The sequence below is a fragment of the Paenibacillus sp. NPDC057934 genome, assembly GCF_042887565.1.
Classification (GTDB): domain Bacteria; phylum Bacillota; class Bacilli; order Paenibacillales; family Paenibacillaceae; genus Paenibacillus_AQ.
Window position 1 is genome coordinate 521,093 of record NZ_JBHVPB010000003.1, and the last position, 13,454, is coordinate 534,546.

The 13,454-nt window shown below is 51.0% G+C and carries 11 protein-coding genes; 7 read left to right on the forward strand and 4 right to left on the reverse strand.

The genetic code is table 11. The features are described 5' to 3' along the window. Positions 1-145: 145 nt before the first annotated feature. Positions 146-1,831, reverse strand: coding sequence for a dihydroxy-acid dehydratase (gene ilvD / locus ACFVRY_RS09680; RefSeq protein WP_066373669.1), 1,686 nt, complete (start codon positions 1,829-1,831; stop codon positions 146-148). Between the two features lie 386 nt (positions 1,832-2,217). Beyond that, entirely contained in the window at positions 2,218-3,255 is a 1,038-nt protein-coding gene (locus tag ACFVRY_RS09685; RefSeq protein WP_387499595.1) for an acyltransferase family protein, read from the reverse strand. A 207-nt stretch (positions 3,256-3,462) separates the two neighbouring features. On the opposite strand from ACFVRY_RS09685, the gene ACFVRY_RS09690 reads away from it, so the two are divergent. From ACFVRY_RS09690 to ACFVRY_RS09700, 3 genes are read left to right on the forward strand one after another with little or no spacing between them, the layout of a single operon-like run. Further along, entirely contained in the window at positions 3,463-4,203 is a 741-nt protein-coding gene (locus ACFVRY_RS09690) for an alpha/beta hydrolase (protein WP_387499597.1), read from the forward strand. Between the two features lie 26 nt (positions 4,204-4,229). Next, positions 4,230-4,997: an HAD family hydrolase gene (locus ACFVRY_RS09695; protein ID WP_387499599.1), complete on the forward strand. Its 768-nt coding sequence runs from the start codon at positions 4,230-4,232 to the stop codon at positions 4,995-4,997. Positions 4,998-5,028: 31 nt separating this feature from the next. Further along, positions 5,029-5,775 carry an NAD-dependent protein deacylase gene (locus tag ACFVRY_RS09700; RefSeq protein WP_387499601.1) on the forward strand — a complete coding sequence of 249 codons (747 nt, stop codon included), beginning with the start codon at positions 5,029-5,031 and terminating at the stop codon, positions 5,773-5,775. A 507-nt stretch (positions 5,776-6,282) separates the two neighbouring features. On the opposite strand, the gene ACFVRY_RS09705 is transcribed toward ACFVRY_RS09700, so the two are convergent. After that, positions 6,283-7,167 carry an AraC family transcriptional regulator gene (locus tag ACFVRY_RS09705; protein ID WP_387499603.1) on the reverse strand — a complete coding sequence of 295 codons (885 nt, stop codon included), beginning with the start codon at positions 7,165-7,167 and terminating at the stop codon, positions 6,283-6,285. Positions 7,168-7,381: 214 nt separating this feature from the next. Between ACFVRY_RS09705 and ACFVRY_RS09710 the strand changes: the two genes are divergently transcribed. The 4 genes from ACFVRY_RS09710 (at position 7,382) to ACFVRY_RS09725 (ending at position 12,555) form a co-directional block, all read left to right on the forward strand. Then, entirely contained in the window at positions 7,382-8,560 is a 1,179-nt protein-coding gene (locus ACFVRY_RS09710) for a galactokinase (RefSeq protein ID WP_387499605.1), read from the forward strand. A gap of 2 nt (positions 8,561-8,562) precedes the next feature. Then, positions 8,563-9,549, forward strand: coding sequence for a UDP-glucose 4-epimerase GalE (gene galE / locus ACFVRY_RS09715; RefSeq protein WP_387499607.1), 987 nt, complete (start codon positions 8,563-8,565; stop codon positions 9,547-9,549). A 13-nt stretch (positions 9,550-9,562) separates the two neighbouring features. Continuing rightward, positions 9,563-11,143, forward strand: coding sequence for a UDP-glucose--hexose-1-phosphate uridylyltransferase (locus tag ACFVRY_RS09720; RefSeq protein WP_387499738.1), 1,581 nt, complete (start codon positions 9,563-9,565; stop codon positions 11,141-11,143). A 248-nt stretch (positions 11,144-11,391) separates the two neighbouring features. Continuing rightward, entirely contained in the window at positions 11,392-12,555 is a 1,164-nt protein-coding gene (locus ACFVRY_RS09725; protein WP_387499609.1) for an iron-containing alcohol dehydrogenase, read from the forward strand. Between the two features lie 70 nt (positions 12,556-12,625). Here ACFVRY_RS09725 and ACFVRY_RS09730 read toward each other — a convergent pair whose 3' ends face one another. Next, complete coding sequence (locus ACFVRY_RS09730; RefSeq protein ID WP_387499611.1) at positions 12,626-13,231, reverse strand: DJ-1/PfpI family protein; 606 nt, start codon at positions 13,229-13,231, stop codon at positions 12,626-12,628. Between the last annotated feature and the right edge of the window lie 223 nt (positions 13,232-13,454).

A 13,454-nucleotide genomic window follows, 5' to 3' on the forward strand; every position in this document is an offset into this window, starting at 1 on the left:
GGAATGCCTTAGGCCAGCGTACGTTGGCTGTAAGGCGTTCCCTTTTTATCTTTAGGTGCACAAAAAAACGGTCCCTCACAGCAGAATAACTGCTGCGAGGGACCGCTTCAATAAGAATTACGTTCTGGCATGGCCTGAAACGTAATTAGATTTTCAATACGCCGCCATTACTAGCGTTGGTAACCAACTTGGAGTAACGGGCGAGATAACCAGTCTTCACCTTCGGCTCGAAGCCTTTCCAGCCTGCACGGCGGGTAGCAAGGGTTTCTTCGTCGACCAGCAGCTCAATCTTGCGATTGATCAGATCCAGCTCGATGATGTCGCCGTCTTCGACGAAGGCAATTGGTCCGCCTTCAGCCGCTTCTGGAGAAATATGTCCGATGCTGATTCCGCGGGATGCGCCGGAGAAACGACCGTCTGTGATCAGGCCGACTTTGGCGCCGAGGCCCATACCCACGATTTGGGAAGTAGGAGCCAGCATTTCTGGCATACCAGGACCGCCTTTCGGACCTTCGTAACGGATAACCACAACGTGGCCTTCTTTAACCTTACCGTTCGCAATGCCTTCCAGCGCAGTTTCCTGAGAATCGAAGCAGATCGCTGGGCCTTTGTGGTAGCCGCCTACCGAAGCGTCAACCGCACCAACCTTGATAATGGAGCCTTCCGGAGCCAGGTTGCCGTACAGTACGGACAATCCGCCCACTTCGGAATAAGGATTATCAAGCGTATGAATAACGGAAGTGTCCTTAATCTCATGTCCTCTTACATTCTCGGCCAGTGTCTTGCCGGTAACGGTGATACAATCACCGAACAATGCACCTGGCTTCTTCAATAATTCGTTCAGCACGGCGCTAACGCCGCCCGCACGGTCTACGTCCTCGATGAAGATATCGGAGGCAGGAGCCAGCTTGGACAGGTAAGGAACGCGGTTTGCAACTTCGTTGATGCGCTCCAGCGGGTAGTCAACACCTGCTTCTTGAGCCAGTGCAAGAGTGTGCAGTACTGTGTTGGTGGAACCACCCATAGCCATATCCAGTGCAAATGCGTTATCCAGGGATTCGATCGTTACGATATCGCGTGGTTTCAGATCAAGTTCGATCAGTTCCATCAGTTGCTTCGCCGATTTACGTACAAAGTCTTTGCGTTCTTCAGCTACAGCCAGAATTGTACCGTTACCTGGCAGAGCAAGACCCATCGCTTCAGCCAGACAGTTCATCGAGTTCGCAGTGAACATACCGGAACATGATCCACATGTAGGACAGCCGTATTGTTCCAATTCAAGCAGTTCCGCGTCGTTGATCTTGCCGACTTGGTGCGCGCCTACGCCTTCGAATACAGAAGTAAGGGAGAGCTTCTTGCCTTTGCTGTCCACACCGGCCTTCATTGGGCCGCCGCTGACGAAGATCGTTGGAATGTTGACACGCAAGGCACCCATCATCATTCCTGGCGTGATCTTGTCACAGTTCGGGATGCAGACCATACCATCAAACCAGTGAGCAGATACTACGGTCTCCAGGGAGTCGGCGATGATCTCGCGGCTTGGCAGAGAGTAACGCATGCCGATATGTCCCATGGCAATCCCATCATCTACACCGATCGTATTGAACTCGAACGGTACGCCACCGGCTTCGCGGATAGCTTCTTTGACGATTTTACCGAATTCCTGCAAGTGTACATGGCCCGGTACAATATCAATATAGGAATTGCAGACCGCGATAAACGGTTTGCCGAAATCTTCTTCCTTAACACCGGCTGCACGCAGAAGACTGCGGTGCGGGGCACGGTCGAAACCTTTGGTGATCATGTCTGAACGCTTTTTCTTGACTGCCATTATGAATTTCCCCCCTAGTAAAATGCGAAATCTGATATAGTGGCGCATTAACGCATTGCACTCATAAGAGGCAAGGAAATGCGGTTTATAGAATTAACGGGGTCCAGCTTCTTAAAGAGAAGAGGGGAAGCCGTTTCTATAACTGGTTGCAATAAGCCTATGATGACTGTGAATGACGGCTGTCCGAAGCCGAACATGTCATTGTTAATAGTGAGTCTATCACAAACGGGTAGTTTTTTCTACCGATCTTCTATCAAGGATATCTGCTCTTCAAGACAAAAAGACCGCTCCTTCCGGTGATACGGACAATTACCAACACCGTTGTCGACAGAAGGAACGATCTCATATTCTATTTTAGATAATGGGTTTAGCTTACTCGAGTGTTTTTATAAAGACCGGCGCAAGGCTGCGCGTTGCAGATGAACCATCCAGCTAACGGAAGGCTCCACCAGCGGGTGCAGGAGCCGTTTGACTGCGGGCTGGGCAAGCAGAATAGTCAGTAATACAGCTGTGCCAATCAGCACTGTAATTCCTGCAGCACCGCTGACTACACTATAAATGTCGGATTCAGCTGCCAGGCGGATAATAAATCCGTGGAGCAAGAAGACATATAGCGTTCGGCGTCCCCAGTCAGTCATACGGCCCATTCGATAAGGGACCCATCCGAGAAAGGCGAGGGAAGCTGCAAATTGCCAACCGTAAAGCCCCAAACGATACAGTCCGGCGTACCACTCATGGTGGCCAAGCTGGATGTAAGTCATTGATCCATACAGCCAGCCGTGTGGAAGAATCGTTCCCCACAATCCCAGGGGGATCAGCAGCAGGATGGAGCAGATGCAAGCAGAGGCTTTGGCCCATTTGCGATACATGCGCAGGAAGGCGGGGAACGAGAAGTGATAGCCGATCACGAAAAAGGGTAGATACACGAAGGTGCGGCTAATGCTGAACCAGACACCGTCAAGCTGGAGATACCCCACAAGTACACCTGCGATAATAGCAAAAGCTAACTGAGCGCCGAGCTTCCACCCCCTCATTCCGATCAACAGCAGGCGCCAGAAGGCGTGGCTCGCTAGAAACCATAGGAGCAGATAAGGTGCGAAGAAAGAATGCTGAATACCGTTCACATGGAAATAGGTGCTGTCTAGCAGGGAATATAGACTTTGGAAAATAATGTACTGCAAACCGATTTGTAATAGCAGCCGGCGTCCAGCAGTTCCATATAGATTTTTTCTGGCGAAATACCCAGTGACGAGTACGAAAAGCGGCATATGGAAACTGAAAATCCACAGATATAGTTGATGCATGGTATTCACCCCGCCTACCAGCGGTTCAATGGCATTCCCAATGAAGACAGTAACAATAAGCATAAAGCGCAGATTCAGAAAAAAGGTCTCCCCACGTTCTTCCAAAGCGTCGTCTCCCATCTTGCTGTCCCTCCAAGCATATCCATTACTTTAATTTTAAAATACCGTATTACACTCCTTTGAATTGTGATTAATATCACTAGCGTAAGCGTTGTCATCTAAGTGAATGTGGCGATGTGTTGAAGGTTGTTAGGAAGCACCGATTCAACTATAATTTTCATATTAAGAGGAAGCAGTATATGCAGAACCAGCCGGGAGTGGACATATGTGAAGGGTAAAATAACGAAACGCCGCGTGTTCGTCATCCTATTGATCATTTTCGTCGCTGCGGGTCTGCTTCTATGGAGATATCTGACGCCCTACGCACCTGAGCAGAGCGCCGAAACGGCTCTCATCTCAGGTGGAGGCATTTCGGTGGAGCAGAACGACAACTGGATATCCTTTGAGCCGGGTCTGGCCACAGGTCCAGGGGTAATTCTGTATCCTGGCGGGCTGGTGGAAGCAGAAGCCTATTCCCCGCTGGCGAAGACCATTGCCATGGCTGGGCATCCCGTGTACATCGCTAAGATGCCGCTTAATCTGGCGGTGACGAAGGGAGATGCGGCGGAAGAGATTATCCGTGTGCATCCCAAGCTTACGTTTGTGCTGGGCGGGCATTCCTTGGGAGGCGTCATGGCTTCCCGTTATGCCGCAGAACATCCTCGTCAACTTAAAGGTGTGTTCTTTCTGGCGTCCTATCCTGATGAGAAAGGCAGTCTGAAAGACACGACACTGTCGGTTCTGTCGATCCTGGGCACGGAGGATGGGGTAATCAATAGGACCAGCTACCGCAAAGGACGCTCCTACCTGCCGGACAATACCATTTATTACTCTGTGGAGGGCGGCAATCATGCCCAGTTCGGAAGCTATGGAAAGCAAAAAGGAGACGGTGAAGCCACAATTACCGAGGAAGAGCAGCAGGGTCGCACGGTTCGCGCACTGCTCGATTGGTTGAGCAATCTGGGTTAACCCATAGACTGGGGGACAATGACAACATGCCTTTATTACATGTGAATCATACGATTATTCCTTGCCAGGGCATTCTTTTTGACAAAGACGGCACATTGCTGGATATCCTGGCTACATGGGGGCTTTGGGCGGAACTGGTTCTACGCGGGATGGAAAAGCAGCTTGCGATTAGGGCCAAGACGCTGGAAGGCGGAATATCTGGACTGCTCGGCACCATCCATGATGATAGCGGAAAGGTCATTGGCTATGATCCCTCCGGACCGTTCTCTATGGCAACGGCAGGAGAAACGGAGGGGCTGCTGGCGTGGCAGCTGTATGCCTCCGGCCTTTCGTGGAACGAAGCCTTAGCAAAGGTGAAGCATATCGCCAAGGATGCGATGAATGAGTTGCGCAAGAGACAGGCGGCGTATCCGCTACCGGGGCTGCTACCCTTCCTGAAGCAATGTGCGGATGCCTCGCTGAAGCTGGGGGTAGTCACCTCGGACGGAGTGAAGACGACGGCTGAGCAGCTGGAGTGGCTTGGAATTGCAGCTTATTTTCAGACGGTGGTGACGAGAGACCATGTAGTAAACGGCAAACCGGATCCCGAAATGGCGGAGAGGGCTTGCCGCGAGCTTGGCCTGAATCCCGGCGAGGCCGTGATGATCGGGGACAGTAATGCGGATATGCAGACCGCTAAAGGCGCAGGTGTGTCCCTGGCCATCGGTATTGCGGGTCAAGACGGCGGAAGCGCACATCTGCTGGATGCCGATATCGTGATATCGGGCTTCCATGAACTTTCGATTTCTTCCTAAGTACAGTATAGAAAGGATGGACTGAATGCCCATGGATCAATTACAAACCTTGACTTCCTGGATTAAAGATAGTGAATCTATTGTTTTCTTCGGCGGGGCGGGTACTTCTACGGAAAGCGGAATTCCCGATTTTCGTTCTGCGGCAGGGTTGTATCAGACCGAGCATCAGTCGCCTTATCCCCCTGAGGAGATGCTCAGCCGCACGTTTTTCATGTCCTCACCGGACATTTTTTTTGATTTCTACCGCAGCAAAATGATTCATCCGCAGGCTCAGCCGAACGGGGCACATCTTCTATTGGCGGAGCTGGAGCAACAAGGCAAGCTCAAGGCTGTCATTACGCAAAATATTGACGGTCTGCATCAGAAAGCGGGCAGCCGCCGGGTGCTGGAGCTGCACGGTTCGATTCACCGGAACTACTGCATGGATTGTGCCCGTGATTACGGGCTGGAGCAGATTGCGGATAGCCAAGACGTCGTGCCTCGCTGCCCGGATTGCGGCGGTATGATTAGGCCGGATGTGGTGCTTTATGAAGAGGAACTGGACCATACGGTACTGACAGAGAGTGTGGAGGCTATCCGTGGGGCCGATTTGCTGCTGATTGGCGGCACTTCGCTGACCGTGTATCCGGCGGCTAGCCTGATTACTTATTTTCGCGGAAGGCATACGGTATTGCTGAATGGTGAACCTACACCATATGACCGTCATGCAAATCTTATCATTACAGATCGTATTGGTGAGGTGCTTGGCAAGGTGGGTTCGCTGTTGCGGAAGTCTTGATTGCTTTTTTCACAATGCTTAAGAGTACGTGGGCTCCTTAAGGTTAAAATAGGGTAGTGAGTACACTCGAAATTTAAGAGGGCTTGAATAACGGGAAAACATAACGTTAATGTTTCCCTTTTCCGTATTTATTGATGAATAACAGGAATTTCTCCAGTTAAAAACCTCTTTTCGCCGTAAATTGGGTAGTTACAAGAAGATTAACGGGATTTTTTGCAGTTATATCAAAAAAAGAAGGTAATTGAATCAAAATAACAGGAGCCAATCCTGTTACTCCAATCCCTTACCGAGTGAAGCTGATCTTTTTTGTCGCATTTGTCACCTTCGTAAGCTACGAGATGAGCGTTATTGAGACGTCAGAGTCATTTTCCAAACACTGAAGATCAAGCTTAGTCTTAACCTAGCGACTTATGGTAGGCACAATAACAGCCCGTTTCCTTATACAGAAACGGGCTGTTATTATGCCTAATGTTAGCGCTGGGAGGAGCGCTTATTCAGAGGTAAGGATTAGCGTGAAGATTTGTCTCCCTTTCTCGCTGTGGCGATGCGGTAAGCCGTCGGGGACTGGCCGCAAAAGCGCTTGAACTGGCGCGAGAAATATAGCGCATCTGTCAGGCCGACGGAGGCCGCCACCTGCTCTACAGACAGCTCCGGGCGTTCCCGCAGCAGCTGCCTGGATTTATCAATGCGCAGCTTCAGCAGGTAAGTCACCGGGGACAGTCCGGTTTCCTGTTTGAACACCCGGGACAGGTAGGCTCGGTTATAGCCCAGGCTGTCGCACATTTGTTCAATAGAGACAGGATGGGCATACTGGGAGGACATGTAGTGAATCATCTGCTTCACGGTTCGCTGCACCTGTGACCCCGCGCCGGGCAGACGTGAGTGAGAAGATAAACGCTCCGCTGCTTCTCCTATGATGAGATACAAATAACCTAGAGAGGTGAGATGTGCGCTCTCCCTATTGGCATTGAAGGCGCCCATCATCCCGGCCAGCGCTTCGGGTATCACGCTGCCCTCGGCAGCGGACAGCACCGGCGTGTCTGGACTGAACCCGGCCTGCTGCACCAGCCGGTCGGCCTCTGCCCCGGTAAAAGCGGCCCAGCGGTAGCGCCAAGGCTGATTCGGGTCGGAGATATAGCTAACCAACTGGGCAGGATGGATCAGGAAGCAATCCCCTTCGCCCAGTTCGTACTTGTGTTGCTCCGTATGAAAGCTGCCCGACCCTGATTCAATGAAGTGGAGCAGATAATAATCGTAGATCTTAGGACCGGCCTGGTGCATTGGCAGCGTCTGGCTCTCGCCGGCGAATAGGACGTGAAGCGGTTGGCTGTCGTAGGAGACGGGATTAGAGCCAACGGAATAGGTATAGGAATGGGAACCGGATGAATCCATAGGCAGGACAACCCCTTTTGTCGGCCGCTCAGAAAAATTGTTGGTTAGCCGGCGGTGTTTTTACAATTGATTATATCCGGAAAAGTCACATATATCCATACATTACACACATGATTGCATTATCAGACCAAGTCTGATTTTATTATAATATAAGCAGAAAGAAAGCATTACCAAATCCCGCGATCGCAAATAGTGAAAGGATGGAGTGGCATTTATGAGCATACAACAACTTAGCCAGACGTTTATCGAAAAATATGGGGAGAGCAGCAAGGAAGCTAGCGTGTTTTACGCACCAGGCCGTGTCAACCTCATTGGTGAGCACCTGGATTACAACGGTGGATATGTGCTTCCCGCAGCACTTGAATTCGGTACCACGCTGATCGTGCGCCCGCGCAGTGACAGCAAGGTCACTTTTGCATCGACTAACTTCCCTTACGAAGCATCTATAGATTTCAGTGATATTGGCAAGGCCAAGACCGGTGAGTGGGTGGATTACCCGATCGGCGTAATGGTTGAATTGCAGAAGAAGAACCAACCTCTGACTCAAGGCTACGATCTGCTGTTCCATGGGGATATCCCGAACGGAGCAGGCTTGTCTTCCTCCGCATCCCTTGAGGTGGTAACCGCCTATGCATTCCTGACGCTCGAAGGCGGCGATACCGACACTGTTGAGATTGCCCTGCTCTCCCAGCGTGCTGAGAACCAATATGTTGGCGTGAACTCCGGAATCATGGACCAGTTCGCCGTGGCTAACGGCAAGCGCGATCATGCCATTCTGCTTATGTGCGATACGCTTGAATACAACCTGGTGCCTTTCGTGACCGGTTCCTATAAACTGATCATCGGTAATACGAATAAGCGCAGAGGCCTGGTGGATTCCAAGTATAATGAACGCCGTCAGCAGTGTGATGAAGCCCTGTCCATTCTGCAAAAAGAAGTTCCGTCCCTGTCCTATCTGGCCCAGCTCACACGTGAGCAGTTCGAGACTCATCAAGACAAGATTGTTGACGAGACGGTAAGACGCCGCGCACGCCATGTGGTGGAAGAGAACCAGCGCGTGCTTGATTCGGTAGAAGTCCTGAAGAACAACGACCTGAAGCAGTTCGGTCAATACATGAACGATTCCCACGCTTCTCTTCGTGATCTGTATGAGGTAAGTTGTACGGAGCTGGATATCATGGTGGAAGAAGCACAGCGCATTCCAGGTACACTTGGTGCGCGTATGACAGGTGCAGGTTTTGGCGGTTGTACGGTATCCCTGGTGCATGAAGATGACGTGGAACGCTTTATTAGTGAAGTAGGCGCGGCTTACAAGGAAAGATCCGGTCTGACTGGCGAATTCTATGTATGCGGCATCGGCAATGGCGTAGAAGAACTGAAGGGAGAGAAGTAAACATGGCGATTCTGGTAACGGGCGGTGCCGGGTATATCGGTTCCCACACAGTAGCTGAGCTTCTGGCACGCGGCGAAGAAGTTGTAGTCATCGACAATTTGCTGACAGGGCATCGCGAGGCACTCCTGGGCGGCAAATTGTACGAAGGCGACCTGCGGGACAAGGAACTTTTGGCCAAGCTGTTCTCCGAGAATAACATTGAGGCGGTCATTCACTTTGCGGCCAGTTCCCTGGTGGGCGAAAGCATGAAGGACCCGGTTAAATATTATGACAACAACGTCTACGGTACCCAATGTCTGCTGGAAGCTATGCAGAAGGCAGGCGTGGACAAAATCGTCTTTTCCTCCACGGCCGCAACCTACGGCGAACCGGAAAAGGTGCCGATTGAAGAGACAGACCGCACCGAGCCTGCGAATGTCTATGGCGAGACCAAGCTGACCATGGAGCGCATGATGTCCTGGTTCGATAAAGTGCTCGGCATTAAATACGTGGCTTTGCGTTACTTCAACGCGGCAGGCGCACATGCCAGCGGCAAAATCGGAGAAGATCACCGTCCAGAGAGCCATCTGATTCCACTGGTACTGCAAACTGCGTTGAAGCAACGTGAGAGCATTGCCGTGTTCGGTGATGACTATCCGACGGAAGACGGAACCTGTGTACGCGACTACATTCATGTCAGTGATCTGGCTGACGCCCATGTTCGTGCAGTGAGCTATCTGCGCAGCGGAAACGAAAGTAACGTATTCAACCTTGGAAACGGCCTGGGCTTCTCCGTGAAGCAAGTGATTGAAACAGCTAAGAAAGTGACCGGTTTGGAAATTCCCGTAGTTATTCAGGAACGCCGTGCCGGCGACCCTGCCGTACTTGTGGCTTCATCGGCGAAGGCGCGCTCTGTACTGGGCTGGAATCCTCAGCATGCGGATCTGGAGAACATCATCCAAAGCGCTTGGAACTGGCATTCGGCTAATCCGCAAGGGTACGGGGAATAAAGGAGAAATTGAAATGGACAACGAGAAGATAACGGCTGCTGCCGGGCAAGAGGCACTGCATGCTATAGAGCAGTTGGTTCTGTTTGCTCTGCGGCAAGACCTCATCAAACCTGCGGATATTGATTATAGTCGCAACCTGTTGCTGGACCAGTTTGGGTTCACCGAGCCCTTTGCCGGAGAAGTGGATCACACGGTGCTGGAGGGCCCGCAAGGTCCGCTGGACCAATTGATTGATTACGGCTTCGAAATCGGTCTGTTCCCGGAGAACAGCGATACTTACCGGGATCTGCTCGACGCCAAGATTATGGGCCAGCTAATGGCTCGTCCTTCGGCAGTGAACGAGGAGTTCAATCGTTTGAGACAGGAACAGGGCGTTGAGGCTGCAACGGATCGTTTCTACAAGCTGAGCATTGATTCCAATTATATCCGTATGGACCGCATCTCCAAGAACGTCTACTGGCTGCAGGAGTCGTCTTATGGGGACATCGAGATGACGATCAACCTGTCCAAGCCAGAGAAAAGTCCAAAGGAAATTGCGATGGCCCGGCTGCTTCCACCGCCGGTCTATCCGAAATGCCTGCTCTGCCGTGAGAATGTCGGTTATGCCGGCCGGGTCAACCACCCGCCACGCCAGAATCTGCGCGTTATTCCGCTGGAATTGAATAAAGAGAAATGGCTGTTCCAATATTCTCCTTATGTTTATTATAATGAGCATTGCATTGTGTTCCATCATGACCATGTGCCAATGAAGCTGACAAAGAATACGCTGAAGCGCCTACTTGGCTTCGTGGAGTCTTTCCCACATTACTTTATCGGTTCTAATGCCGATCTGCCGATTGTCGGCGGTTCAATCCTGACGCATGACCACTTCCAGGGGGGACGTCATACGTTCCCAATTCAGAAGGCGCCGAAGGAAGATACCTTCAGTCATCCGGATTATCCGGGCGTTAGCATCAGCATTGTGAAGTGGCCAATGTCTGTACTGCGCATGAACAGCCAGAACCCGGCCGTGCTGCTGGAATGCGGCAATGCCATTTATGAGGCTTGGAAAGCTTACAGTGATCCTGAAGCCGAAGTTTTCGCTTTCAGCGAAGTGGATGGCGAGCAGCAACCTCATAATACGGTTACGCCGATTGTGCGTCGAGGTGAAGACGGAAGTTTCGAGATGGATCTGGTACTGCGCAACAACCGGACCAGCGAGCAGTATCCGGAGGGGATTTTCCATCCGCATCGGGAGATGCACCATATCAAGAAAGAAAACATTGGCTTGATCGAAGTCATGGGTCTGGCGATTCTGCCTGGCCGCCTGAAGGAAGAGCTGGATGCTATCGCTGGCATTCTTGCCGGTGATACGGCTTCTCGTGAGGCGTTAAAAGGTAATGCTGATCACCCACTGGTGCTACATGCAGCCTGGGTAGAGGAACTGGCAGAACGCTTTGGTACTTCTCTTGAGCGGGAAGCTGCTGTAAAGACAGTGCAGAACGAAGTTGGCATCAAATTCACACAGATTCTTGAGCACGCCGGTGTCTACAAGCGTACACCGGAAGGGCAAGCGGCTTTCCGCCGATTTGTCGGAAGCTTCGGAGCACAGTAATATATTCTTTAACCTTACAAAACAGGGATGCTTGGGAGTCGTGGACTCCTGCAGCGTCCCTGTTTTTATTGCGGTTCCAACCCTTTTCACAAGGATCATTCCATCACGACAAGGGGAATCACTATGGTGGAGACTATGCTACTGTTTTTATATTTGGTTATTTTTCGTCACCGATTTGAAAGGAGACAGACAGAAGTCTATAATAGTGGGTGCATTACCAAATCACGAACTTACGGAGGCCTGTACACATGCGGAATTTTGAATTCTACAACCCAACGAAGCTGATCTTTGGCCGGGATACCTTGGAAGCATTGCGTCAAGAAGTTCCCAAGTACGGAAAAAACGTACTTCTCATGTACGGAGGCGGTAGCATCAAGCGAAGCGGCCTTTATGATAAAGTTATTGCCCATCTCAAGGAACTGGATGTGCAGATCACTGAACTTAGCGGCGTTGAGCCGAATCCTCGCCTTTCCACAGTACATAAAGGGGTGGAGCTCTGTCATCAACACAACATTGATCTCATCCTGGCCGTGGGTGGCGGAAGTGTAATCGACTGTGCGAAGGCCGTTGCAGTGGGTGCCAAGTATGACGGCGATATGTGGGACTTCCTGGAACGCAAGGCGGTGCCGCAAGCTGCTCTCCCGCTGGGTACGGTTCTGACAATCGCTGCCACTGGTTCGGAAATGAACGGCGGTTCTGTGATTACAAACGAAGTTACGCAGGAAAAATTGGCTTGGGGAAGCATTCACGCTTATCCGGCGTTCTCCATTCTTGATCCTGTGCATACCTTTACCCTGCCTCGCGATCAGACCGTATATGGCATGGTAGACATCATGTCCCACGTGCTGGAGCATTATTTCCACACGGATGGCAATACGCTCGCACAGGACGGATTTTGCGAGGGTCTACTCCGCACGGTGATCGAGACTGGTCCCAAACTAGTGGAAGATCTGGAGAACTATGAGCTTCGCGAGACTATCCTCTACTGTGGCACCATGGCACTGAATGGAATGGTAAGCATGGGATTTGCCGGCGACTGGGCCACACACAACATTGAGCATGCGGTCTCTGCGGTATACGACATTCCGCACGGCGGCGGACTAGCGATCCTGTTCCCGCAATGGATGAAATATAACTTGTCCAGCAATCCGGCCCGTTTCCGTAAGCTGGCGGTTAATGCTTTTGGCGTGAATCCTGAAGGCAAGACTGACGAAGAGATTGGACTTGAGGGCATTGAAGCACTGCGCCGGTTCTGGGATTCTATCGGCGCACCGAAAACATTGGCCGATTACGATATTGGCGATGGTCAAATTGGTGTAATGGCGGATAAGGCGATGCGCTTTGGGGCTTTCGGTAACTTCCGCAAACTGAACCGTGAGGATGTTGTAGAGATTTATACAATGTCGCTATAAAGACACGCGTCATAATGTGATATTAGCAGCCTGAGCTTGTTAAGAGCCTGGGCTGCTTTTTTAAATTGGATTAGAAATGAATATCGTACTCCATATGTTTAGCCGTGCGTTGCGCCACATCTGTGCCCAGCAGGCGCTGAACGACGTGAAAGGCCATATGAATGCCAGCAGATATACCTGCTGAAGTGACGATCTTTCCAGCATCCACAAACTTCGTATTCTCTTTGACCCTAACAGATGGATAAGTCTCTCTCATTCGCTCGATGCTAGCCCAGTGGGTGGTGGCGGCTTTGCCCTCCAAAATGCCGGCTTGCGCCAACAAGAAAGACCCTGTACAGACCGAAGTCATGAGCTCTACCTCCGGGAACTTTTCCTGAATCCAGGAAATCACATTCCGGTTATGCACTTCCTTACGAGTACCCATCCCTCCAGGAATGACGAGAATGTCGTACGAAGGCGCGCTTGAAAAGCTGTAATCGGTGGTGACCTTTAGCCCATTGCGGGCGGTGATCATTCCCCCTTGCTCAGAAACAGTCGTAACAGAGAAGGGGGCGAAGGCTTCGGTTGTGGAACGCTGGGTAACGGTGACGGCGAATACTTCAAAGGGTCCGGCGAAATCAAGTACCTCAACATCATCAAACAGGAAAATTCCTACTGTGCGTACGTTCACGTTCATCACCTCTTCATGGATTTTTACTACTTGAAAATATAGGTTTGTGCATATTGTATTATAATAATAATTGTTCGCCTATCGCTCTAAAGGGTCATGTTTGCTCAGTGAAATCGGAATTAGAAGCGTATTCAAAGGGATTCCTAGAAAAAAATCCAAAGTTTGTGAAACCAAGGACGAACTTTTCACGTTTAATATAGCATGACAGTCCGGAACAAAGACGGGAGGA

Bases quoted from the DNA above. Each gene is read 5' to 3' on its own strand.
- galE (WP_387499607.1), top strand. From the start codon at position 8,563: ATGGCGATTCTGGTAACGGGCGGTGCCGGGTATATCGGTTCCCACACA.
- ACFVRY_RS09720 (WP_387499738.1), top strand. From the start codon at position 9,563: ATGGACAACGAGAAGATAACGGCTGCTGCCGGGCAAGAGGCACTGCAT.
- ACFVRY_RS09730 (WP_387499611.1), bottom strand. From the start codon at position 13,231: ATGAACGTGAACGTACGCACAGTAGGAATTTTCCTGTTTGATGATGTT.
- ACFVRY_RS09710 (WP_387499605.1), top strand. From the start codon at position 7,382: ATGAGCATACAACAACTTAGCCAGACGTTTATCGAAAAATATGGGGAG.
- ACFVRY_RS09695 (WP_387499599.1), top strand. From the start codon at position 4,230: ATGCCTTTATTACATGTGAATCATACGATTATTCCTTGCCAGGGCATT.
- ACFVRY_RS09700 (WP_387499601.1), top strand. From the start codon at position 5,029: ATGGATCAATTACAAACCTTGACTTCCTGGATTAAAGATAGTGAATCT.
- ACFVRY_RS09725 (WP_387499609.1), top strand. From the start codon at position 11,392: ATGCGGAATTTTGAATTCTACAACCCAACGAAGCTGATCTTTGGCCGG.
- ACFVRY_RS09705 (WP_387499603.1), bottom strand. From the start codon at position 7,167: ATGGATTCATCCGGTTCCCATTCCTATACCTATTCCGTTGGCTCTAAT.
- ACFVRY_RS09685 (WP_387499595.1), bottom strand. From the start codon at position 3,255: ATGGGAGACGACGCTTTGGAAGAACGTGGGGAGACCTTTTTTCTGAAT.
- ilvD (WP_066373669.1), bottom strand. From the start codon at position 1,831: ATGGCAGTCAAGAAAAAGCGTTCAGACATGATCACCAAAGGTTTCGAC.